Annotated in this window: 23 protein-coding genes; 8 read left to right on the top strand and 15 right to left on the bottom strand. The window is 34.1% G+C overall.

Going from position 1 to position 23,606, the window contains the following annotated elements:
- The first annotated feature begins 335 nt into the window (after positions 1-335).
- Positions 336-734 carry a hypothetical protein gene (locus ACWGOQ_RS20740; protein WP_452059650.1) on the top strand — a complete coding sequence of 133 codons (399 nt, stop codon included), beginning with the start codon at positions 336-338 and terminating at the stop codon, positions 732-734.
- 57 nt (positions 735-791) lie between these two features.
- On the opposite strand, the gene ACWGOQ_RS20735 is transcribed toward ACWGOQ_RS20740, so the two are convergent.
- A complete protein-coding gene (locus tag ACWGOQ_RS20735) occupies positions 792-1,409 on the bottom strand; it encodes a LysE family translocator (protein WP_452059649.1) in 618 nt (205 codons plus the stop codon).
- A gap of 718 nt (positions 1,410-2,127) precedes the next feature.
- On the opposite strand from ACWGOQ_RS20735, the gene ACWGOQ_RS20730 reads away from it, so the two are divergent.
- From ACWGOQ_RS20730 to ACWGOQ_RS20710, 5 genes are all read left to right on the top strand, one after another.
- Positions 2,128-2,988, top strand: a complete 861-nt coding sequence (locus ACWGOQ_RS20730) for a M57 family metalloprotease (RefSeq protein WP_452059648.1) — start codon at positions 2,128-2,130, stop codon at positions 2,986-2,988.
- A 1,679-nt stretch (positions 2,989-4,667) separates the two neighbouring features.
- Positions 4,668-5,081, top strand: coding sequence for a DUF3010 family protein (locus ACWGOQ_RS20725; RefSeq protein ID WP_452059647.1), 414 nt, complete (start codon positions 4,668-4,670; stop codon positions 5,079-5,081).
- 99 nt (positions 5,082-5,180) lie between these two features.
- Entirely contained in the window at positions 5,181-6,560 is a 1,380-nt protein-coding gene (locus ACWGOQ_RS20720) for an exonuclease domain-containing protein (protein WP_452059646.1), read from the top strand.
- Positions 6,561-6,793: 233 nt separating this feature from the next.
- Positions 6,794-7,234 (top strand): alpha/beta fold hydrolase, encoded by a 441-nt coding sequence (locus tag ACWGOQ_RS20715; protein WP_452059716.1) that lies wholly within the window; start codon positions 6,794-6,796, stop codon positions 7,232-7,234.
- 359 nt (positions 7,235-7,593) lie between these two features.
- Positions 7,594-7,767, top strand: a complete 174-nt coding sequence (locus tag ACWGOQ_RS20710) for a hypothetical protein (RefSeq protein WP_452059645.1) — start codon at positions 7,594-7,596, stop codon at positions 7,765-7,767.
- Positions 7,768-7,844: 77 nt separating this feature from the next.
- On the opposite strand, the gene gcvP is transcribed toward ACWGOQ_RS20710, so the two are convergent.
- Positions 7,845-10,697 (bottom strand): aminomethyl-transferring glycine dehydrogenase, encoded by a 2,853-nt coding sequence (gene gcvP / locus ACWGOQ_RS20705; protein ID WP_452059644.1) that lies wholly within the window; start codon positions 10,695-10,697, stop codon positions 7,845-7,847.
- A 135-nt stretch (positions 10,698-10,832) separates the two neighbouring features.
- On the opposite strand from gcvP, the gene ACWGOQ_RS20700 reads away from it, so the two are divergent.
- Positions 10,833-11,660 carry a UbiA prenyltransferase family protein gene (locus ACWGOQ_RS20700; protein WP_452059643.1) on the top strand — a complete coding sequence of 276 codons (828 nt, stop codon included), beginning with the start codon at positions 10,833-10,835 and terminating at the stop codon, positions 11,658-11,660.
- On the opposite strand, the gene ACWGOQ_RS20695 is transcribed toward ACWGOQ_RS20700, so the two are convergent.
- The 10 genes from ACWGOQ_RS20695 to ACWGOQ_RS20650 form a co-directional block, all read right to left on the bottom strand.
- Complete coding sequence (locus ACWGOQ_RS20695) at positions 11,649-11,903, bottom strand: hypothetical protein (protein WP_452059642.1); 255 nt, start codon at positions 11,901-11,903, stop codon at positions 11,649-11,651. The two genes, ACWGOQ_RS20700 and ACWGOQ_RS20695, sit on opposite strands and share 12 nt — an antisense overlap.
- Positions 11,904-11,941: 38 nt before the next feature.
- Entirely contained in the window at positions 11,942-12,202 is a 261-nt protein-coding gene (locus ACWGOQ_RS20690) for a hypothetical protein (RefSeq protein ID WP_452059641.1), read from the bottom strand.
- A 5-nt stretch (positions 12,203-12,207) separates the two neighbouring features.
- Positions 12,208-12,762, bottom strand: coding sequence for a sigma-70 family RNA polymerase sigma factor (locus ACWGOQ_RS20685; protein ID WP_452059640.1), 555 nt, complete (start codon positions 12,760-12,762; stop codon positions 12,208-12,210).
- Between the two features lie 202 nt (positions 12,763-12,964).
- Entirely contained in the window at positions 12,965-13,420 is a 456-nt protein-coding gene (locus ACWGOQ_RS20680) for an SRPBCC family protein (protein ID WP_452059639.1), read from the bottom strand.
- A gap of 6 nt (positions 13,421-13,426) precedes the next feature.
- Positions 13,427-14,335, bottom strand: a complete 909-nt coding sequence (locus tag ACWGOQ_RS20675) for a TIGR01777 family oxidoreductase (protein ID WP_452059638.1) — start codon at positions 14,333-14,335, stop codon at positions 13,427-13,429.
- Between the two features lie 11 nt (positions 14,336-14,346).
- Positions 14,347-14,787: a hypothetical protein gene (locus ACWGOQ_RS20670; protein ID WP_452059637.1), complete on the bottom strand. Its 441-nt coding sequence runs from the start codon at positions 14,785-14,787 to the stop codon at positions 14,347-14,349.
- Positions 14,788-14,791: 4 nt separating this feature from the next.
- Positions 14,792-15,673: a methyltransferase domain-containing protein gene (locus ACWGOQ_RS20665; RefSeq protein ID WP_452059636.1), complete on the bottom strand. Its 882-nt coding sequence runs from the start codon at positions 15,671-15,673 to the stop codon at positions 14,792-14,794.
- 12 nt (positions 15,674-15,685) lie between these two features.
- Positions 15,686-16,129, bottom strand: coding sequence for a hypothetical protein (locus tag ACWGOQ_RS20660; protein ID WP_452059635.1), 444 nt, complete (start codon positions 16,127-16,129; stop codon positions 15,686-15,688).
- Positions 16,130-16,140: 11 nt separating this feature from the next.
- Positions 16,141-16,506, bottom strand: a complete 366-nt coding sequence (locus tag ACWGOQ_RS20655; protein WP_452059634.1) for a hypothetical protein — start codon at positions 16,504-16,506, stop codon at positions 16,141-16,143.
- A gap of 95 nt (positions 16,507-16,601) precedes the next feature.
- Positions 16,602-17,105 carry a GbsR/MarR family transcriptional regulator gene (locus ACWGOQ_RS20650; RefSeq protein WP_452059633.1) on the bottom strand — a complete coding sequence of 168 codons (504 nt, stop codon included), beginning with the start codon at positions 17,103-17,105 and terminating at the stop codon, positions 16,602-16,604.
- A gap of 174 nt (positions 17,106-17,279) precedes the next feature.
- Here ACWGOQ_RS20650 and ACWGOQ_RS20645 point away from each other — a divergent pair, with 174 nt between their 5' ends.
- Positions 17,280-19,793 carry a M20/M25/M40 family metallo-hydrolase gene (locus ACWGOQ_RS20645; RefSeq protein ID WP_452059632.1) on the top strand — a complete coding sequence of 838 codons (2,514 nt, stop codon included), beginning with the start codon at positions 17,280-17,282 and terminating at the stop codon, positions 19,791-19,793.
- A gap of 64 nt (positions 19,794-19,857) precedes the next feature.
- Here ACWGOQ_RS20645 and ACWGOQ_RS20640 read toward each other — a convergent pair whose 3' ends face one another.
- The 3 genes from ACWGOQ_RS20640 to purE form a co-directional block, all read right to left on the bottom strand.
- The gene (locus tag ACWGOQ_RS20640) at positions 19,858-20,334 is read right to left on the bottom strand and encodes a hypothetical protein (RefSeq protein WP_452059631.1); all 477 of its coding nucleotides are present in this window, start codon (positions 20,332-20,334) and stop codon (positions 19,858-19,860) included.
- A 105-nt stretch (positions 20,335-20,439) separates the two neighbouring features.
- Positions 20,440-22,470 carry a M3 family metallopeptidase gene (locus ACWGOQ_RS20635; RefSeq protein WP_452059630.1) on the bottom strand — a complete coding sequence of 677 codons (2,031 nt, stop codon included), beginning with the start codon at positions 22,468-22,470 and terminating at the stop codon, positions 20,440-20,442.
- A gap of 572 nt (positions 22,471-23,042) precedes the next feature.
- Positions 23,043-23,528 carry a 5-(carboxyamino)imidazole ribonucleotide mutase gene (gene purE / locus ACWGOQ_RS20630; protein WP_452059629.1) on the bottom strand — a complete coding sequence of 162 codons (486 nt, stop codon included), beginning with the start codon at positions 23,526-23,528 and terminating at the stop codon, positions 23,043-23,045.
- Positions 23,529-23,606 lie beyond the last annotated feature (78 nt).

The raw sequence follows: 23,606 nt of genomic DNA, 5'->3' as shown, positions 1-23,606 counted from the left end.
CCTCTTATGAGTACTTAGATTTTGAATCTTTTAATGTTTTTGATGATCGTTAAAAATGTGGTGTGTTATTTTAGAAATATTTGAAAAACTATAAGTAAAGCTTAGATCTTTTATGGTAGGATAATACACTACTTAGAATGACTTCTGAGTATGTTAAAGGTAAAGAGGAATAAGGGATGCTATAAAATACAGTTCACAATTGAGTTATAATAAGGGAAAATTCCCTAAATTTGTATTTTTAAAAACAGGTATAATACCGCATTTTTTTTAATAATAAGTCACTTTAATTTGCACTTATCAAACACACCAAGAAGTTAATCAGATCAAATCCTCATATGTCAGCTACATTTTCTGTGATGGTTAAGCAATTTGAAAAGAATTGTGGTATTAATACGATTCCCAATCCGTCAAGACCCGGATATTTATGTATACCCGATGATTTTTTATTAGATTTAATACAATTTATCTCTATGATGCAGGTGATGAAAGTTGGTGTTGGTAGTGAAATTGACACGATAAAAAAAAACCTGAAAATAGCAAATCAGTTTCTGAAAGAAGCGAAAACTCAGGATAAGCTTTATACGATTACGGTAAATGCCATAAATGATATCGTAAATATCTGTTCAGAAGAAGGCGAAGATGCCTATACAGCGGGAAAAATGAAGTTGGCAGAAACTTTTGCCTGGACCATAGCAGGATGTAGGTTATATCTATCCTATTTAGTACAGAAGTAGTAATCAAAAAAGATAAAATTTAAACAGAGTTAGGTAGGCGAAAAAATTAAGCTTAATTCAAACCAAATAAATTAGATTTCCAAGACCAACTACACCCGTTAAACATCCCAAAATAAAATCCATTTTAGTAGCTATAAATGTAAGCTTATGTTCTATTTTACTGGCAACTATCGCATACAACGCATATAATGAAAAGGAACCTAAAGTAGAACCTATTGAAAAATACAGGCTATTTAGAAGCGAGTATTCAAAATACTCTAACCCTATTGAAAAAGAAATGGTTGTAAAGTAGAATGGGATGGCAAAAGTATTTAGAAGAGACATTCCTACTCCGTGTAAATAAGCTTTCGATTTATCAATTTCTTCTTTCTTTTGAGAGTTTTTTAAAGTAAAATGTAACCTAAAAAAATTAATCGACAACAGAATAAGAATGCCTGTTCCAGCTTTTTGAATGATGGTTATATACTCTGAGTTTTTCATTAAAATGTTTGATAGGTAGGCACCAATATTTGCTTGAAAGAAAAGGACTGTAGCGAAACCACCAATTAGATAAAAAGCTGCTGTTCTTCCACTTTTTAAACTAAATTTAACAACGGTTAGGTTTAAAAAGCTAGGTACAATACTGCCAGAAACTGCAATAACAAAGCCTAAAAGAAAACATGTAAAAAAGATCATTATTTATTTTAAACACAAATAAATGATTTAATAAGTAATTTTATTAATACGTTTCATTTTTAAATTGGCTCAAAAGCATTTTCTAAGGTATATTCAGCATTAATTTATGGTATGCTTTACGTCAGAGTACTATTTAAGTACTACTGTAAATAATTGATAAAATGATATAAGGTTACAAACTAAAAGAAAATTCGATTTGCACTTCACGTTTAATTCGTCGGATTATGATGTGCGTTCTTTCCTGTTTTTGGTAATAAACCTTACTACAAACTTATTACTAATTTGATTGAAGAATTGCACGGTTTTTTTGAGTTATTTAACTTAAAAAATAGGGTTTTTTCCCTCTTATGTAAAAGGGTTTTTAACTATTTATTGGTCTTTTATTCCCTGTTAAATTTTTTTAAACATATGATTTTCAAGTATTTGAGTAATAAATGATGTCTATTAAACCTCAAGTCAATATTTAAAAATTGATTTTTGTGGTATATTTGAATCTATCTTACATTAGTCAAGCAAGCCGCGGTGTTAACCTGATGATCCTCACAATATAAACTGCCTGTAAAAGGCATAATATCCCTAACATGCATTACGTCCTAAAAGATCGCCTATCATAAAAGGTCGTAAATAACAGTAGATGTTATTTCACATAGAAAGCTGGATGTTATAATCGAGTTAGGATATTGCTAACTGAATGTTTTACTATTAAAACCAGAACCAAATGAAAAATCTAAAATTATTGGCGCTTTGCGCAATCTTGCTGGGATGTTTCCTATCCTGCCAAAAAGAAGATCTCTCTGATACTGCTTTAGAAGAAGTGGGTCAACAGCCTACCAAAGCACAGCTGGATAAACTATTCCAGATGGGTGTCAACACAGAAAAAGTAACTATAGAGGATATCCTCCTGCCAGATGGATCTAAAAAACGGCATCTAGTATCTGAGGATATTACTATTCCTGTTGATAACCTAAAAGAATATCCGAACTTGGTATCACTGGATGGTGATAATAAGCAATACCAATCTGATTATATCGTAGCACCACAATATAGAAACATTAGGATATTGGGTTGGACAGGTACGGGTTCAAGTTTTGACCTGACTCCTAAGATGCAGACCGCATTGTCCTGGGCAGTGGCAAACTACAATGTGTTACCAAACACCCTTAATTTTACACTCACCTATGGTAATAATCAATCACAAGCAGATATGGTGGTGTACAGAGTGATAGGAGGTGCAGGAGGATCAGCCGGATTCCCCACCGCAGCAGGCAGACCTAATCGGTACGTGCGTATCAACTCGGGATTGGACAGTAGTACCTATAGTCTTAATGTAGTAGAACATGTTGTAGGTCACGAAATAGGACACAGTGTTGGATTTAGACATCAAGACTGGTACAATCGCTGGAGTTGTGGATATACTGGGCCACTTCCTGCAGAACCATCGGTAAGTCCGGCTGCGATCTGGATTCCTGGAACACCTTGGTCTCCTTATGCAGATTCAATTATGCTGGGTTGCTTTGGTACAGGAGAAGATGGTGAATTTACCGATTCTGATAAAGACGCCTTGAATATTTTATATTAAAAAAGGTAAAGATTAAATCATAAAAAATGTATTAGTCGTTGTAAATGTTAATAAACGTATTACGCTTAATAACAATTAATTAAAAGAATGGAAAAGGTAGTAAATTCAATTTGCTACCTTTTTGTTTGTTGAAGCTCTTTTTTCTTTACATCCGTTGTATCTATAAATGCAATATAGTATCTCTATAAGCCCTTATAAAAGGTTTGTATTGTGTTTCTGTACGAGTGTATAACCTTTGTGGAGTTTTTGGTTCTTTGCTACTTATTAATAGTATGTATGTTTATGGCTTTAGTAGGAGAAGTGTTTTATGAGTGCTTAAAAGATGGAAATGGATTAAAAAACCAATGTGCTAAGTCCTTTTTTTCGTAAATGATATTTTTTATATTTTATGTTAGGTTTAATCGTGGAAATCGGCGGAATTCTAGATGTATTTATTTTATGTATTAAAGCTACCTGAGCAATGATTTTTCTTCACGAAATTCAGGGATTTTTCTTACAATGGTAATTTCACCGTAATCTGGGATTTAGTTAGGTTGGTGTAATAGTAATTTTGGAAAGAATATTGATAAAGTTTTCCGCGGAGCCCATTTATCAAGAATACGAATCTTTAAAAATACTCTTATGAAAACCTTTTTTTAAAATTTATTTTACTATGTATCACCTCACTCGTTATTACTTCTTGTGAGAATGAATCGGATGAAGATTTATTAGTATCTATACCGGATAGCAACATTATCGTACCAAAATCAGTCCGAATGATGATTTAACCAATGTAGTTTTTAATCAAAAATCATCTGAAAACCAACCTCGTATAGAGTATTGGGAGCGTCTCAATGACGGAATAACCTCTTTTGAGCGAACAGGCAATTACACTGTTGATGGAGCGATAGTTATCGACGAAAAGGTAGTTGAGAAGAATCTAAGAAATTATGAAAGAAAGACTTTTATCACTTAGAATAGAGGTGCTAATTTTATTTACATGGAGAAAGATGGTCTTTCTATCGCTCTTCCTTTATGGAATAAAGAAAAGTTTGCCCGTGCATATCCGTGGAATGCAAATACGAATCAGTAGGTTACTTGGAGAGAATTTAAATATAGAGTATATACCAATTCGGAATATAGACAAATAATTGCTTACGATCCATCACGCCCTGTACCGTTAAATTGGATCCGTTATTCTTCTTCTACTACTGGTGGTAATCCTAATATTGTCTGTTATATTGGTAATACAGTGCATAGAAGTCTAACAGGGATTCATCCAACATCTACAGTGCCGAATGAATGTATATTATACTCAACATCATCTGATCAAAAATTAATTAGGTATTTAGGTGTTCCAGAAATAGGTGACACTACCACAACACGAATTGGTAATTTAGTGCTACCTAACGGTTGGCGTTATATTGGGTGAGAAACAACAGCTATAGGAGTTGTTTTATATACTATACAATATCGTCCTTAATCAGATACCTTTCTTACCTATAGAGTTTATCATAGGTAAAAGTAAAAACCAGCAAGAACAATTTTACTTGCTGGTTCTTACTTTTTTATTAGAAACCTTCTCTGTTAACCTCAAACGCTACAAAGTTTCTGCCTAAAGGCAGATTAGTGTAACTTTATAGCTTATTAAAGTGATAAATGAATCAGAATAATCTGTATTTTTAGATAAATTCTAATTTATGAAAGTAATCGGAATCGAAATAGATAAAAAAAGAGCGATCGGTGTAGTATTGTCTAAAGATGAAAAAGGTAATTATACAAACCTCACTGGTAAAACCAAATATATCGAAATTGAAGCTGATCAAAAAAATGAAGATATTCAGAATTTCCAGAAGGAGATTCACGCCTTTTTTGATACAATACAACCAGACCATATCGGTATCATCACTAGACAAACCAAAGGGAAGTTTGCCGCAGCAGCAGTTTCTTTTAAATTAGAAGCATTAATTCAATGTTATGATAAAACAGCCATTAGTTTCGTGTCCAAACAGACATTGACAGCATATTATAAAAAGAATGAACTACTGGTTTCTTATGATAATGCTTATCAGGAAAATGCAACTCGTTTAGCGGTATATTTATTAAAAGATTAGCATAGTAATGTTTTATGAATAGGAAAAATTCCATTACGAAAGGAAAAATTCCAATTATCAAATAATTCTTTTTAGATTTGTACTTCCAAAGGAAATGTAATGTCAGAAAAATTATACGCTGTAATCGATGTTGAAACTACAGGTAAGGGTATCCACGGAAATCGTATTACAGAAATCTGCATTGTATTACTACAAGGCGATAAGATTGTAGATAAGTTCACCTCACTTGTCAATCCTGAATGTGATATTCCACCTTTTATTACTGGTCTTACGGGTATCGACAATACTATGGTGCGCAGTGCACCCAGATTTCATGAAATCGCAGAAAGAATTATAGAAATAACCACAGGAGCTATCTTTGTGGCACATAATGTAAACTTTGATTACAATGTAATTAAAGGAGAGTTTAAGATTCTAGGATATTCTTTTGTTAGAAAAAAACTGTGTACAGTTCGGCTTTCACGAAAATTGATTCCTGGTATGTTTTCCTACAGTTTAGGAAAGTTATGTTCTTCTCTTAATATACCGTTAGAAGACCGGCATAGAGCAGAAGGGGATACGGATGCAACAGTAATATTGTTTCAGCGAATCCTTAGTTTGGATGCTGATTTTGCGGTTATTAATAAGTTCCTACATGTTCGTTCTAAAGAGGCAACACTTCCACCAAACCTCAAAGCTGAGAATATAGAAGAGCTACCGGAGGAAACAGGTATTTATCTGTTTAAAGATCAAAAAGGGAAGGTTATATATGCTGGTAAGGCAAAGAATATCAAACAGCGCGTGATCAGTCATTTTTATGATAAAAAGAATAAAGAATATGCTCTTGGTCAGGAGACACATACTATTGACTATGAAGTAACCGGTAATGAATTGGTTGCGCTTTTATTAGAATCGGAAAAAATCCAGAAACATTATCCCAAATTTAATAGAGCACAAAAAAAACCAGTAGCTCCTTATGCTATAATATTTTATACAAACAGAAAAGGAGTGATCCAGTTAGCAATAGACAGATCACACATCGTAGATCATTCGGTAGAAATATTCTATACGAGAGCAGAGGCAATAGAAAAATTGGAACAGCTTTGCGAGACATATCAGTTATGTCCAAGATATTGTAGTTTACAGAGTACTACAGAGCGTTGTTCTCATTATAAAATTAAAAACTGCAAAGGGATATGTGTTAGAGAAGAATCCGTGGCTTTATATAATATGCGGGTACAAAAAGCATTATCTTCTTTGCGAAAAGATCAAAAAAGCTATTTCATAAAAGAGAAAGGTAGAATTTTTAATGAACAAAGTTTTGTAATCATTCAGGAGGGTATATATCGAGGTTTTGGGTACATACATAAAGATGAACAAATTACTAAGGTAGAAGACTTCGATAATTTTTTAAACCTACAGAAACATACATATCATACTACTAAAATAATTAAAAGCTACCTTCGTAAAAATGGAGATAGCAATATAGTAGCTATATAGTGCTCTATGGCTTCTTAGAATAACAACCAAGTAATTAGATGTCCTTCAGTAAAATGTAGTATTTTAAGAATCATTAATCAGTCATTGTTTCTTATGAAAAGTTTATTATCCATTGCAATAACATTCCTGAGCTTCTCCATATATAGTCAAAAAACCATTGATTTTTCATCAAAAGATGGACTGATGATTATTGCTGACCATATGAAGCTAAAAACAAAAACAGTAAAGAGTTTATTGTTTTATTTCATCAAGCTAAATGGAATCGGGGAGAGAATATAAAAATTGCTCCAAAACTTACAGAATTAGGATATAATTGTCTTGCAGTAGATCAACTTTCTGGTTTATTGATCAATGAAAGACTAAATCACACAGCTAAAGCGGCTGAAAAAAGCGTCAAACAAACAAATTACGTTGATGTATACCAAGATGTAAAAGCAGCCATTGCATTTGTAAAGAAAACATACAATCCCGAGAAAGTTATTATCTGGGGAAGTTCATATTCTTCTTCATTAGTATTAAAATATGCCGTTGACCGTTCTGATGTTGTACAAGGTGTATTCTCTTTTTCTCCTGAAGAGTATTTTAAGCAAAAAGACTATATTACAACTAGTGCTTCTAACATAAGGATCCCTGTTTTTTTACGTCTGCAAAAAATGAAAAGAAGAGTTGGTTAGGGATCTATGATGCTATTCCGTCTGGCAAAAAAACAATTCTTTCTTCCCGAAACCAAAGGTAATTACGGATCAAGAGTGCTTTGGGAAACTTTTTCTGATCACGAAAGCTATTGGAAGACTGTAAAAGAGTTTTTACAAGAGATATAATTTCTAAAATAAATAGCCCCCTTTTCTGTGTAGGTGGTGTCTAAGTCACGCTAATTCAATGTCAGAATGACGTTGTATTAGTGAAAAAATGTCACAATTTACGAATCAATGTCTAGAAATTAACTGTTCTAGTTTGTACACTTCACTTATGGAATAGAATTTGGAAATTTGATAGTAAATTTTTATGGTTTATTATGTTAAAATTTTAGATTATGAAGAAACAACCTGTCAAAGTCCAACTAGTAGGGAAGAATGGTAATAGATACCAAATTAAATTTCCTAATTTAGAAATTCCGGTAGTGGTAAATGAGCAGTTATATAGTAAAATGCTATGTAGTGATCAATACCAATTCAGAAATGTTACTAGCACGATTAATAGAGCCTAGTCGAGTTAATCCTCAAAACAAAACAAGGTCGGTAACTTATTATTACTAACCTTGTTTTTTTAATGTTACTTGTAGACTTATACTTCTTCCATATATTCTTCTATGGGAGCACAGGTACAAATCAAATTTCTATCTCCATAGGCATCATCTACACGTCTTACTGTTGGCCAGAATTTATTGTCTGCTATATAAGGTAATGGATAGGCAGCTTGTTCTCTAGTATAAGGAAAATCCCAAGTATCAGCTGTTAGCATAGTTAGGGTATGAGGTGCGTTTTTCATTATGTTATTAGGAGTGTCTTCACTAGCTTCTGCAATTTCCTGACGGATACTGATCAGGGCGTCACAAAAACGATCCAATTCTGCTTTACTCTCACTTTCTGTAGGCTCTATCATAATAGTTCCTGCAACAGGAAATGATACAGTCGGTGCGTGGAATCCATAATCCATCAATCTTTTTGCGATATCAGTTACTTCGATTCCGTGTGCTTTAAAAGGCCGACAATCCACTATCATTTCGTGTGCTGCACGACCACGTTCTCCAGAATATAGTGTACTATAATGACCATCTAATCGCTCTTTGATATAATTGGCATTGAGGATAGCATATGCTGTAGCATCTCTAAGTCCTTCTGATCCTAACATAGTGATATACCCATAAGATATTAAACAAGCTAATGCCGATCCCCAAGGAGCAGCTGAAATAGCAGTTATTGCTTGCTCTCCTCCAGTTGTGATCACAGGATTACCAGGCAAAAATGGGACTAATTGCTCAGCTACACAAATGGGCCCAACACCAGGTCCACCGCCGCCATGCGGAATCGCAAAGGTTTTATGTAAATTCAGGTGGCATACATCTGCTCCTATAGCTCCAGGATTTGTGATTCCGACCTGTGCGTTCATATTAGCACCATCCATATATACCTGACCTCCATGATCGTGGATAATCTGAGTGATTTCCTTAATGGCAGATTCATATACTCCGTGAGTAGATGGATATGTAACCATCAATGCAGAGAGTTGGTCTCTGTACTTTTCTGCTTTTTCTCTGAGATCTTCTACATCAATATTTCCTTCTTCTGTAGCTTTGGTTACCACCACTTTCATTCCGGCCATTACAGCAGATGCTGGATTGGTTCCGTGAGCAGAGGATGGAATTAAACAAATATTTCTATGGTGATCTCCTCTGGATTCGTGATATGCACGAATAACCATCAATCCGGCAAATTCTCCTTGGGCTCCAGAATTAGGTTGTAAAGAGGTTCCGGCAAAACCAGTGATCTCTGTTAATTGATCTTCTAATTTTTTCAGTACTTCCTGATATCCCTGAGCTTGTTTCACAGGCACCATAGGATGGATGTTACCCCATTGAGGATTACTTAAAGGTAGCATTTCTGATGCAGCATTCAATTTCATTGTACAGGAACCTAACGGAATCATAGAGTGATTTAAAGAAAGGTCTTTGCGCTCTAGTTTTTTAATGTAGCGCATTAATTCTGTTTCAGAATGATAAGTATTGAAAATTTCGTTGGTTAAGAAATCTGTATTTCGTTTTATAACCTCAGGAATATAAACAGAGGTGTCGTTAACATTTAATTTGAGACTTTCCTTTCCATTGGCTTTTGCAAAAATCGAAATGATCTCGTGTAAGTCTTCTAATGTAGTAGCTTCATTTAAGGAAATCAATATGGTTTCAGCATCTGGATAATAAAAGTTAACTTGTTCTGCTTCGGCAATATTTTTGATGGCGGTTGCATTTGCTTTGACCCTAATTGTATCAAAAAACACTGTATTTAATTGCATATACCCTAATTTTTCTAAAGTATTTGCAAGAAGGTTAGCAAATGTATTTACTTTGTTGGCAATATATTGCAAACCATCTTTTCCGTGATAAACAGCATACATTCCTGCCATTACTGCAAGTAATACCTGTGCAGTACAGATATTAGAAGTTGCTTTATCACGCTTTATATGTTGCTCTCTGGTTTGTAGTGCCATACGTAAGGCAGGATTACCATTCATATCCTGAGTGACGCCAATAATCCTCCCCGGAATATTTCTTTTATATGCTTCTCTTGTGGCAAAATAGGCAGCATGCGGTCCTCCATATCCTAGCGGAATTCCAAATCGTTGTGTGGTGCCCACTACCACATCTGCATCAAAACTACCGGGTGATTTTAACGCTACAAGACTCAAAATATCAGCAGCTACCGCGACTTTTATCTCCGACTGATGTGCTTTTTCAACGAATTCTGCATAGTCATAAACTTGTCCGGATACACCTGGATATTGTAGAATGGCTCCATAAAAATTTGTAGAAAAATCAAATTTTGTATGATCACCTACGACCAATTCAATTCCTAAGGGAACTGCTCTGGTTTTTAATAAAGAAAGCGTTTGTGGTAGGATTTCTTCAGAAACAAAGAATTTGTGAATACCTTCTTTTTTCTGTGCTCGGGATCTTACAGCAAACAACATAGTCATTGCTTCTGCGGCTGCGGTACTTTCATCAAGTAATGAGGCATTTGCCAATTCCATTCCAGTAAGATCGCAAACCATGGTTTGGTAATTCAATAATGCTTCCAGTCTTCCCTGAGCAATTTCTGCCTGGTAGGGAGTATAAGCCGTATACCATCCTGGGTTTTCTAGAATATTACGTTGTATCACAGCTGGTAAACAAGCTTCATGATAACCTAAACCAATATAGGTTTTAAACACTTTGTTCTTAGTAGCTAACTGTTGTATATGAGCAGAATACTCTTGCTCATTCATAGCCGCATCAAGTTTTAATGAGTCTTTTAATAAAATGTCATCAGGAACAGTTTCGAAGATGAGTTGATCCATGGAATCCGCCTTGATCGTATTCAACATATCATGCAGATCTTTTTCTGAAGGGCCTATATGACGTAGTTTAAATGAGTCTGTTTTCATAGCAAAAAAACGGTTGAGATTGAAAGCGCAAAAGTACATATTTAATCCCTAAAATTTTCACAATAAATTAACCTAACACTATCAAGTTTTTAACCAACTTAGGCTGTTATTAACAGATTCCCCTAATTTTTAAGTGTGAAAACCCTAAAAAACATATTTAGTTTTTATATAAATAGTAGTATTCACGTTGCATTGGCAATAGTTGCACTAGTGAAACTTACATTTCTAAAATTTGAAATTTTAGGAGGTACTACCTACATATACTTCAGTTTTGTTGGCGCTATAGTAGCTTACAACTTTGTGAAATATGCAAATATTTCGAAATTATATCACCGCAGACTCACTAAATCCATGACTGGTATCAAAATCATAACGGTTATTAGTGCCATTGTATTTATCTATTATGGATATCAGGTATCTATGGACACCTGGATGTTTATGTTCCCGTTCGTGGTATTAACGATATTGTACGCTACGCCTATTTTTCCGAATAAAAAGAATTTACGAAGTGTTGCAGGGATTAAGATTTTTATCATTGGGGTTACTTGGGCCGGAATTACAGCTTTCATACCGATTGTATACGCCGAAGGATCTTTTCGTATTGATATGATTATAGAAATTATTCAGCGTTTTCTATTTATCGTGGTAATCATGTTGCCTTTTGAGATAAGGGATCTACAGTATGACCAAAAAGAATTGGAGACGATTCCTCAGAAAATAGGGATCAACCGGACTAAAGTTTTCGGAAGTATTGTATTAATGATATTTTTACTAATCACCGTTTTTAAGGATGAACTTTACGCTACAGAAATCATTAGTACCGTTGCTATCACAATTGTTACTTTATTGTTCTTATGGGGTACCGATAAAAAACAATCGGAATACTTTTGTTCTTTTTGGGTAGAAAGTATTCCAATTATGTGGTTGGTGGTATGGTATGTGATGCAAAACCTACTTGGCTAGCTCTCTTTGCAATTGCAGTCTCATTTCTTTTTTTTTGTAAGTTTCGATTACTTGGATGTTCGATTTTCTCACACTTTTGGTAAGCTGAGTATTTTTTTTAGAATATGCTCTGGTCACTTTGCAGTACAACAAACGGATATTCAATTTGATAATTTCCAAAACGGAAGCTTCACCATATTGATTTTTATCACAGATTAGTTTTGCCTCCTCACAGGAAACTAATAAATTATTACTTGCTTTCATTACAGATTTATAATGCTATATTTTGGGCTTTTACTTTTTTAATCTTGCTCAGCCATTTTTTTCTTTAATTGCTCCTTCATTACATTTTTGGTCGATTGATCAATGTTTATAACTTTAGGATCTTTAAATAATTTAGTTAGTTTCGAATTATTTGCCGAATATTTCCTACAAGCCTTACAATAAATTAAATGTATATTAAGTCTTACTTTTTCCCAAAAAGAGGCTTCTTTATATTGGTTTTTGTCGCAAATGTGATTAGCATTTTCACAACTTACAAATATTTTGTTTCCTGTGCTCATATGTTTTAAAACCAGTTTTTTTCTAGGCATTCTGCCATCGCTGTACGTGCGCGATGAATAATTACCCATAGGTTAGACGCAGTTATATCAAATTCATTACAAATTGCCTCTGTATCGAATCCTTGTATTGTTTTCATAGAGAAAATACGTGCTTGTTTTTCTGGTAACTTACCGATACAATTATGAATGGCAATCCCTAGTTCTCTATTCTCAATTTCACCTTCTGCATTTTGATCAAAGGGATCTGCAACTCGCTCTTCTAGCCAATCTCCTTCTGTTTCTCCATCATTGGTGTAATTGATACGTACTTCTGCTTTGCCTTTATTACTATTTATTTTTCTGTAATGATCGATGATTTTTCTTTTAAGAATAGAAATGAGCCAGGTACGTTCACTAGCTTCTCCTTTAAAATTCTTCATGGATTTAAGACCTGCAAAAAAAGTCTCTTGCACCAAATCCTGTGCTACTTCCCTATCATCAACTCGTACAATCGTGTAATTAAATAAATAATCACTGTATTTGTCTATCCAGGAATTGGGGTCTATTGTGTTCGTTGACATAGCTTATTCACTCTTTTTCCCAAAAATAGGATAAAAAGTTGAAATTGAAATACGTTTAAACCAAGGAATTGAAGTAGAGCTTGTTAAAGAAGTTATACAAAATACCGGAAACTGAATGTTTTTTGGATATGGATACAGTTTATGTTTGTTAATATCATTTTAAAACAAAGTCATTAAAAAACAGTACGTTACCGATCATAATTCAATTGAATTTTTCCGTTTTTATTTTTATAAACCGATTTCTTGTAGTGAGAAATTTTGTTAGGTGTTTCTTTAAGACTACTCGATCGAAGATTTTTCCTAAAAATTCAAGAGGAGTAGAGTACTCTAATACATCAATCATTTCAGTTCCAGCAAAAGTTTCTTTAAAAATATGTTGATGTTTAAAACTCTTAAAGTATCCCTGAACCATTTCATCTATAAAATAAGTCGGGTATCGTAAAGAAGTTATTTTACTTTTGTGTGTGAGATACACGCCAAAATGTTTTCCTCTCCAAGTAACAGTTTCATAAAGTCCTATTAATCCTGAAGTTGTTCCTTTAATGGCTTTTTCTTTGGTATGCAAAGCAGAATCCATATGAAGATCGATATTTCTGGCCGCATCAAAGACTTTTTCAATTGGGGCATCAATAAGTGTAGTTAATTGAATTGTAGTCATGAGTTCTTACGTTAAATCCTTTAAAGCACTAGATAGATTGTTATGGGTAAACTGAAAACCTGCATTCTGAAGCTTTTTTGGAATTACATTTCTGCTTTTTAAAATCAACTCAGTTTCAGTTTTAATAATACGCGCGCCTATTTCAAGTAGCGGTTTTGATAGTGGTATGCCAAAAGGAATTTTCTTCACATTTCGTAAACTTTTCATAAGGTTGTTATTGTCTGTTGGTTTCGGAGCAACTATATTTACGGGTCCTTCAACCTCTTTGTTTTTGATAATAAACTCAATACTTCTCGCAAAGTCCGTTTCGTGGATCCAACTAAATTTTTGATTTCCTTTTCCTTGTTTTCCACCAAAACCCAATTTTGTTAACGTAAGAATAGGTTGTAATGCGCCGCCTTTTTTTCCTAAAACAATAGCTGTTCGCAGTGCTACTTTTCTAGTTTTCAGAGTTTGATGCGAGAAAAAGGCATTCTCCCAATTAGTTGCCACATTTACAGAAAAACCTATTCCTATCTCACCATTATCTTCATCCATTTCTTTATCTAAAGAATGTCGATAGATGGTTGCTGTAGATGAATTCAACCAAACTTTTGGTGGGTGTTTACTTGCTTGTATGGCATTTCCTAAAACATTTGTGGATGCTACTCTCGATGAAAGAATGAGATCTTTATTTTTTTGGTGATATCTGCAATCTACTGATTTTCCTGTCATATTGATAAGAACATCTGCCCCATCTAATTCCTGTTGCCAGGCTCCAATGTTTGTAGCGTCCCAATGCATATATTTGATGTTGTCAATAACTTTATTCTCTCCGCGTGTTAGGATGACAATACTATCAGTTTTACTTTTAAAATGTTCAACTAATACGTTTCCTAAGAAACCGGTTCCTGCTGCGATAACTAATTTTTTCATGTTTTTTAAAATTAAAATAATAATATCGGTAACCACAAGAATCTATAAGTTATCCAGGTTACAGTTAGGTATGGAGGTAGTTTAAGTTTCTTTATCCTTCTGACATGCTCAATAATCATAAGAGAGACGACCAGTAAAAACAGGAGGATTCTGATTTCGATAGCTACCAGTTCTTTTTGATAGTACAATATCATCGGGATTAAAGCTAAAGCACCTAATAATGATACCGTAATCCTATGGCATAAATAGCGATGGATATTTCTATTAATAAAAAGTAGTATAATGGCTCCTTGCCAGATGATTTGACCAAAACACATCACCATTTCCTTTGTGAGATTGTTATACGGGATTACCTCTGGAAGTGATTTTGCATAATAAAATAACACGATAGTTGATATTGCGGTAGCCACGATAATATAAATCCATTGACATGTAATTGATCTGTTATTCATTGTTTCATTTTTCTGCTGTTATCAGATAATAGCCAAAACTTCTCATATGCAATCCTGACAGTAAAGCAAAAAGAGAGCCCTTTAGGTTTTTCCAACTTTGTGGTTTTAGGGTTTTCCTATGAAAGATGGTTTTCAAAATAAAACCGAAGATTGCAAAAGGCACGTGCAATACTGACGGAGCTACTTTAAGCGAAATATCTTCTATGATTACATTTTTAAAACCAATCTTCTGTAAAGATTTTTTTACGTTATGGATATTTCCCAATCCTTCCAAACTCCAACCTCTGCATAATTGGTTATAGCAATAAAGACTCCCCGGACATAGTTGGATCGCTTCTTTTTTTAGAAAAGCATCTGCAATTACTAATTTCCCTCCGTGTTTTATGATTCTATGAGCTTCACTAAGTACCTCTTCACTATGTCCAGAATGGCAAAAACTCTCAATAGCATAAGCACTATCAAAACTATTATCCGCAAAAGAAGTATTACCATAGTTTTCTTCCAAAATCAATCCATTTATGTTTTTGAGTCGCTTATTCCCTTCGGATGCCTGAAAAGAAGAAAGTGTTACTCCAAGAATTTTAAGTTTTGGATATTTTCGTAAACCATATCTCATAGTTCCACCAATTCCACAACCGAGATCTGCAATAATTCCATTCTTTTTGTTGAAACATAATTTGTTAAAAACCTGATTGTTCATTTCATTAAGCATGGTATCTCTTTTGAGAAAGGTCGTTTTAAAAGGAATATAATACCCAAAGTGCATATTAAAATCTTTGCTCCAAAACTCATAATCTTTAGTAGCTTCGTCATAAAGCTCGATAAGTTTTTCGTTATTTGATTTTTGAAATTTTATTTTATGTAATAGTGAAAGGGTAGTATTCATAACTAAATGTTTTTAATTAATGCTGAAGAATCCGATGCAGTTATAGATAAGTAACAAGGAGTATACAACTGCAAATAGTATAAATAGACAGTTCATAAAATAACCACCAACTTTGAAAATAGGTTTTTGTGGAATTTCATACATTGGATAGTAAGCGACCTGAGTGGCTACTTTACCAACCCAGTAGACTGTAATTAGACCGGTTATGGCTATGGCCAACGCTGATTGTTCTTTAAGTTCAGTGGTAAGCAGAATTGCAATAAGGCCAAAGGAAAAGTTTAACCCTTGAATGTATCTTCCATATGTTTTAGCTATTTCCTGGTTTAAGGGTTTTAACTGCTCAATATCGGTATACCAATCAAATACTTTGTGCCTGATATATGGATATATGAGTGCCGTAAAAATCTGGCCAATTCCGCCAATAATAATAAGCCAATTAGGTGTAAATAGTTTCATTTGATTCTGTTTTAGTTATTATAAGAGGGCTTACTGTCAATTCCTTCGTTATATTTATTAATTTTGAAAGTTGTATACACAAAATAAGATGCAATACTCATTGGGATAACTGCGTAAAAAATTAATCCATAAACAAATTCGAAACTTTTATTTAAAAAATAGAATGCTAACCAATAGGATATAAATAGCAACCAGTATATAGAAATCAATCGTTTTGATAATGGATTCAATTTTTTCCAACGAGTTAAAATAAATAGTGCTAGAACGAACTGAATAAATCCGAGCGGTATCTGAGCTAACAATCCGAGATATACGGTCAAATAAAGCAATAGTGTAATAATAAAACTCCATTTGTTAATCTTATGTATTGTTTTCATAATTCTAATATTTTTAAAGTTTCAATAATTTTTGAAACACAACTTTAAAAAGAAAAGGAATCTCTTCCTTAATTTCTCTTGTTATGTTTACCGTGCTATTTAATGAGTTTCATTAGTGTTTTGGTAATCCAGTTAGATTCTTGACTTACCACTTTGTTCATTAAAGTATCTGCACTATCTGCTAACTCGTATAGTGCTTTTGTTTGTTTGATCAATTCTTTGGTCTTTTTTGTCCCATCGCCTTCGATTCCAGACACTTCTCTTAGCACTTTTATTACCGGTTTAATTTCACGTCTGCTTCGTTCTTTGGCTACTTGCCTGGCCAGTTCTTGTACATCTTTTTCAGAAACAAAATACTCTTTTCGTTCACCGGGTTTACTCTCTTTAAAAACAATACCCCAATCCATTAGTTGCCGCAAGTTCATACTAGTATTCCCTCTAGAAATATGCAGTTCTTCCATAATATCTTCCATAGAAAGAGGGTCTGGCGATATCCACAAAAGTGCGTGAATCTGTGCCATTGCTTTATTAATACCCCATAAAGTTCCTAAGGCTCCCCAAGTAGAAATAAACTTATCTTTTGCTTCTGTGTAATTCATAGAACAAATATATAATAAATTTTAAACTTTCAGTAATTTTTGAAAGTTTAATTATATTTTTATGCTAAAACCGTAAACTAACAGGTGTTAGTACAGTTGTTTTTTTGAGGGGAAGCCATCTTGTTAATTGTTTGATTTTGTGTAAGTTAATAGTCTAACACAAACTCATTAAAAATGAAAAAATTTAACTTAATTATTTCAGCAGTATTCCTATGTTTATGTATAAATATTGGCTATGCACAACAACCATCGGATATGTTTTATGCCACGATGGAAACAAAAGATGCTTTGGGACTCCAGAAAGATCATCCTGAAGATATACAAATTATAGAATCAAAAAACGGCTATAGTGCGGTTATGCTTAGTGACGAAGCGGCCCACGAACTCCACGATAAAGTATTGGTTCACGGTCCCGGTTTTATTTATCAGCATTCGAAGAAAAAAGCCCTATCTTCTATACAACAAAGAAGATTATCTCAGAAACTTGCAGGCGGTTTTTCAATTACACAGGATCAACTGGTACGACAAAGTCTCGATTTAGTAAATAATCTGAATATTGCAAACCAAATTCAGGAATTAGAAGACTATGGCACTCGATACCATACAAAGAGTAGCGCAACACAGGCAGTTTTAGACTTACAAACAAAATGGGAGAATCTTGCAGCTGGTAGAAGTGATGTTTCCGTACGAATTGTAAATCATACCAGTACCAACATGCCTTCTTTGGTAATGACCATCACGGGAACAGATAATCCTGATGAATTTGTAATTATTGGAGGACATATAGATTCTACTTCAGGAGGTACTAATAACGATGCTCCGGGAGCGGATGATAATGCCTCAGGTATTGCAACGATCACAGAAGCAGCTAGAGTCTTATTTGATATGAACTTTAAACCTAAAAGAACAATGGAATTTATGGCTTTTGCCGCAGAAGAGGTGGGACTTAGAGGTTCTCGGGAAATTGCTGAAGATTATCGTAACAGAAATGTAAATGTGGTGAGTTACATGCAGCTGGATATGACCAACTATAAGGGCTCTACAAATGATGTCTATGTTTCTACTGATTCTTATAATGATGAAACTTTAAACGATTTTTTAATTGAATTAATGGATTACTATAATGCTTCTGGAACTCATCGGATCACGTATGGTACGTCAAGATGTAATTATGGATGTTCTGATCATTATAGTTGGGCACAAGAAGGATATGATGTTACGTTTCCTTTTGAAGCTACTTTTAACCAAAGCAATCCTAATATTCATACCACGAGAGATACATTTGATAGGTCTCCTACACCAAACGCAACACACGCCGCCAAATTTTGTAAACTGGCTTTGGAGTATTTGATTGAAATATCCAACGGAGTAAATCCTGGTGGAGGAGGAGATGAATGTACGATCAGTATTACAAGTTTTCCGAATTCAGAAAGTTTTGAAGGATCCTTTGGTTCTTGGACTCAATCCACCAGTGATGATATCAACTGGTCCGTAGATGAGAATGGCACACCTTCTACTGGAACTGGTCCGGCAAGTGCAGCAGACGGTTCTTCTTACATTTATGTAGAAGCTTCTGGAAATGGAACTGGATTTCCTAATAAGAGAGCGATATTAAATTCTCCTTGTTTCGATTTAAATGGATTGATTAACCCTGGTATTAGCTTCAAATATCATATGGAAGGAACTGCTATCGGTAATTTATCCCTTGATATAAGTACGGATAAAGGTGCCAGTTGGACAAGTGTTTTTAGTAAATCTGGTGCTCAGGGAACGGATTGGAATACGGCGACAATAGATCTAGCATCGTATAATGGTGCTGGTATACAGCTTAGATTCAATACGGTTACCGGATCAAGTTGGCAAGGAGATGTTGCCATAGATGATTTTAGTATAGGAGAATCAGGAACAGATCCCGATCCGGATGTATGTGTAGCACTAGACTTTAATGATTATACTATTTCTGGTTTTTCTAATCAGGATGCAGTAGGTGATTTCTCTGTGGTAAGTGGTGGATCTGGTATTTCTTTACAAAATAATACTTGGAAGTATATTGCTCTTAATTATGAGGTGACGGCTTCTACCGTTTTAGAATTTGATTTTAGTAGTTCGTCGCAAGGAGAGATTCACGGAATTGGTTTTGAGAATGATAATACACTAACTTCCAGTAGATATTTTAAGGTTCACGGGACTCAAAATTACGGAGTAACAAATTATGATAATTATACTGGTGGAACAGCTTCTTACATCATTCCGGTGGGAGATTTTTATACAGGAGTAATGGATCGACTCGTATTTGTAAATGACAATGATGCCGGAAGTGGAAATACTTCTATTATTTCTAATGTAAAGATTTATGAAGAATCTTGTACCAGATCAGTAACTTCCGTAATCGCCTTTGGAACAGAAACGGCAATTTTAGGAGATGAAGATGAACTGGGTTTATCCCTTATAACGATTACTCCTAACCCTACAAAAGATAGTTTTCTATTAAATGTATTAGGAACAGATAACACGAGTATATCAGCTACGATTTATACGATTTTAGGAAAAAAAGCATCCAGAATCAAACTGAATCCAGGAGCTAATACTATTTCGGCCAGTACGCTTTCCTTAGGATCAGGGATTTACATAATTAGGATAGAAAGCGAAGGAGAAAAACTCGCTGTACGTAAATTGGTAATTCAATAGTTTTTTAATAATCAGTTAGTAAAAAAATAAGAGCCAGTTTTTTAACTGGCTCTTATTTTTTTGGCTAACAGTTGTCACCAATGCAGATATTATTTTGACTTTTTGTGCAGTTTCCTACCGCTGTGCAGGAGTATCCTTCATAATCTACTCCAAGAGTTTCCATTCCGAAACCAAATCCAGGTGTAATTTCTGAGAGAATATCCTTTATTTTATCCGGGTAAATTTCTTTCAGTTTTTCATAAGAAAAAGTTTTAAGTCCTCGCTTGTTAAATTTCATAGTACTGGTAACTGCTTTTAAAAGTCCTTTTTTGGCAAATACTTTTCTTAATTTTGCATTTGATTTTACATACTTTTTAAAATCAGCTGCGCTCCTTACAATATTGGCTTCCGGATTATCCATAATCTTCGATAATTCTTCAGCAGTATCTGCTATTTTATAATTAAAGGACCATGCTTGATTTTGAGCTGTAAGAATAATTGAACTAAAAAGCAAAATAGTACATGTCAATACTGTTAATCTAGATAATTGTGTGGTTTTCATAATTAATATTTTTATAAATTTTATGGTAAAACTACCAATTAACGTAGCACAATTACACCGTTAAAAACCCCAATGTTCAAGGGTTTAGTACTATTTTTTTAAGAGTTAAAATCCTTTTTCTATTAATCCTGCACGTTTTAAAAGTGCCTCAGGTTTTGGTTCCTCTCCACGGAAACGCTTATATAATGTCATTGGATTCTCTGTTCCTCCTCTAGATAGCACATTGTCTTTAAATTTAGTAGCTATTTCTTTATTAAAAATTCCATTTTCTTTGAAATACTCAAAAGCATCTGCATCCAGAACTTCTGCCCATTTATAGGAATAATATCCTGCAGAATAGCCTCCCTGAAAAATATGAGAAAAAGAAGTACTCATGCAATTTTCTGCTATATCGGGATACAGCGAAGTTCCTGCGAAAGCTTTCTTTTCGTGTGCTTTTACATCCTTAATACCACTAGGGTCGTTTGCGTGCCATGACATATCTAATAACCCGAAACTTAATTGTCGCAGTGTAGCCATTCCTTCCATAAAAGTAGAGGATTGTTTGATCTTTTGTACCAATTCCATCGGAATTACTTCTCCCGTTTCGTAATGTTTAGCAAATAATTCTAATGATTCTTTCTCATAACACCAGTTCTCTAAAACTTGACTTGGTAGCTCTACAAAATCCCAATAGACACTGGTTCCGGATAATCCAGGATAGATTGTGTTTGCTAGCATTCCGTGGAGTGCGTGACCAAATTCATGAAATAACGTAGTTACTTCGTTGAAGGTAAGCAATGATGGTTTACTTGGTGTTGGTTTGGTAAAATTACAAACAATAGAGATATGCGGTCTTATATTCGTGTCCTCTTTTCTCATTTGTGGTTTATAAGATGTCATCCAGGCGCCATTTCTTTTTCCTGATCGAGGATGAAAATCCGCATAAAAAACAGCAATAAAGTTACCTTGAATATCTGTCACATTATACGTTTTTACTTCTTCATGATATTTGTCTACTTGATCCGTTTCTTTAAACTGGAGACCAAATAGATTAGAAGCTATCTGAAAAACACCATCAATAACATTCTCTAGCTTGAAATATGGTTTTAGTTTTTCATCATCTAGGTCAAAAAGCTTTTGTTTTAATTTTTCTTGATAATAAGCGCCGTCCCATTTTTGAAGCTGATCAATTCCGTCTAACTCTTTAGCAAAATTTCCTAGTTGTGTAAACTCTCTTTCTGCAGCTGGTTTTGCTTTTTCTAAAATTTCATTCAAAAAGGAGAATACTTTTTCTGGATTTTCTGCCATGCGTTCTTCTAACACATAATCCGCGTGAGAGGTATACCCTAAAATATGGGCACGCTTGTGACGTAGTTTGGCAATCTTAAGAACAATATCCTGATTATCCAGTTCATCATTATGAAAACCTTTGGAACCAAATGCCAATGATAATTTTTTACGAAGTTCTCTGTTATCTGCATACGTCATAAAAGGAATATAGCTGGGATAATCCAGCGTAATCAACCATCCCTCCTTATCTTTGGACGCTGCAAGTGCTTTGGCCGCTTCTTTAGCACCATCTGGTAAACCGGTCAAATCCGTTTCATCAGTCAGCAACATTTCGAATTTGTTAGTTTCTGCTAAAATATTTTCACCGAATGTTAGGCTTAGTTGTGATAATTCTTTATCAATCTCCCGTAGTTGTTCCTTTTTATCATCCGGAAGATTGGCTCCATTTCTAGAAAATGATTTATATCGCTTTTCTAGTAATGTGGATTGTTCTGGAGTGAGATTTAATTCATCTTTTTTAAGATAAACCGCTTCAATTTTTTTAAATAGATCGGTGTTTAATGAAATATCATTGCTAAATTCGGATAGTAATGGAGATGCTAGTTGTGCGATTTTTTGAATTTCTTCATTGGTCTCTGCACTATTCAGATTAAAGAAAATACTGGTTACTCGGTCTAAGAGCTCGCCACTATATTCCAGTTTTTCTATAGTATTGGAAAAAGAAGGTACCGAAGAATTTTCTACAATAGTTTCAACTTCTCCTTTTGCAATCGAAATAGCATTTTTGATAGCAGGTAGAAAATGTTCCGATTGTATTTTTGAAAATGGTGCGAGGTCAAATGTATTTAGTAATGTGTTTTTCATTATATGATTATCTTTTCTATGTATTTATAAAGTTATTTGTCGAAAAAGTTTGTTTTTTATCGATAAACATCGTTCAGATAGTATTACATTTTATCAGTACACTATCCTGTTGGCGTATCTTTGATCTGGTTTATTAGTAATGACTTAAACAAAGAATTAAATACATTATTACTATAGGGGTATGGTAACAACACGTAATCTTTGTAGAGTCAAATATATTGAAAGAGCTACAATTAATGTAGCTCTTTTCTTTTCTATTTTAGTTCAAAACCTATTGTTTTGATAAAGAATCTTCAAAAATGTATGTTTTTTCTATAAGAAAAATTGATATAAAAATAGAAATAGTCATTTTTATCGTTAAAAAACGCATTTTACCGAAAATGTTAATAAGTTTTGACAGATAATTATTGCGTAATTAAAGTAAGGGTTTACCTTTGCATCAGGTTTTAAGAGTATGGTCTTACGATGAATTTTTTGTGTAATATATTTAAGTTGGTTAATAAATATTGTTATATTCTATTGTAAGACCTGATATTGGAAAGAGTCGCTGAGGAGCGACTCTTTTTTTTGCATTATTTTTTTAATTGTTTTGCTCCTTCAATCACCTTTTGTTTCAGACCTTCTTTATAGATAAGAATTTTGTCTAATACGCAGGTATCGGATGCACCGATAATTTGAGCTGCAAGAATACCAGCGTTCATTGCTCCATCTAGTGCTACCGTCGCTACTGGAACCCCTCCTGGCATTTGTAATATAGAAAGAACAGAATCCCAACCATCTATGGAGTTTCTTGATTTGACGGGTACCCCTATAACAGGCAAAGGCGACAAAGAAGCAACCATCCCTGGAAGATGTGCTGCTCCACCTGCTCCAGCAATAATCACTGATATTCCTCTGGTATGGGCATTTTTTCCGTAATCAAATAATTTTTCAGGGGTACGATGTGCGGATACAATATCGACTTCAACTTCGATATCAAAACCTTTCAGAATATCGATAGCTTTTTCCATTACAGGCATATCGCTTGTGCTCCCCATGATGATTCCTACTTTGCTCATGAATACTATTGTTTTTTCTATGATTATTATTACTTTATCTGTACTATATCTATATGAGTACTGTTCTAATTATTGTAG

This window comes from Aquimarina ulvae (genome assembly GCF_053613295.3).
This window is presented reverse-complemented; position numbering and strand designations above follow the sequence as displayed.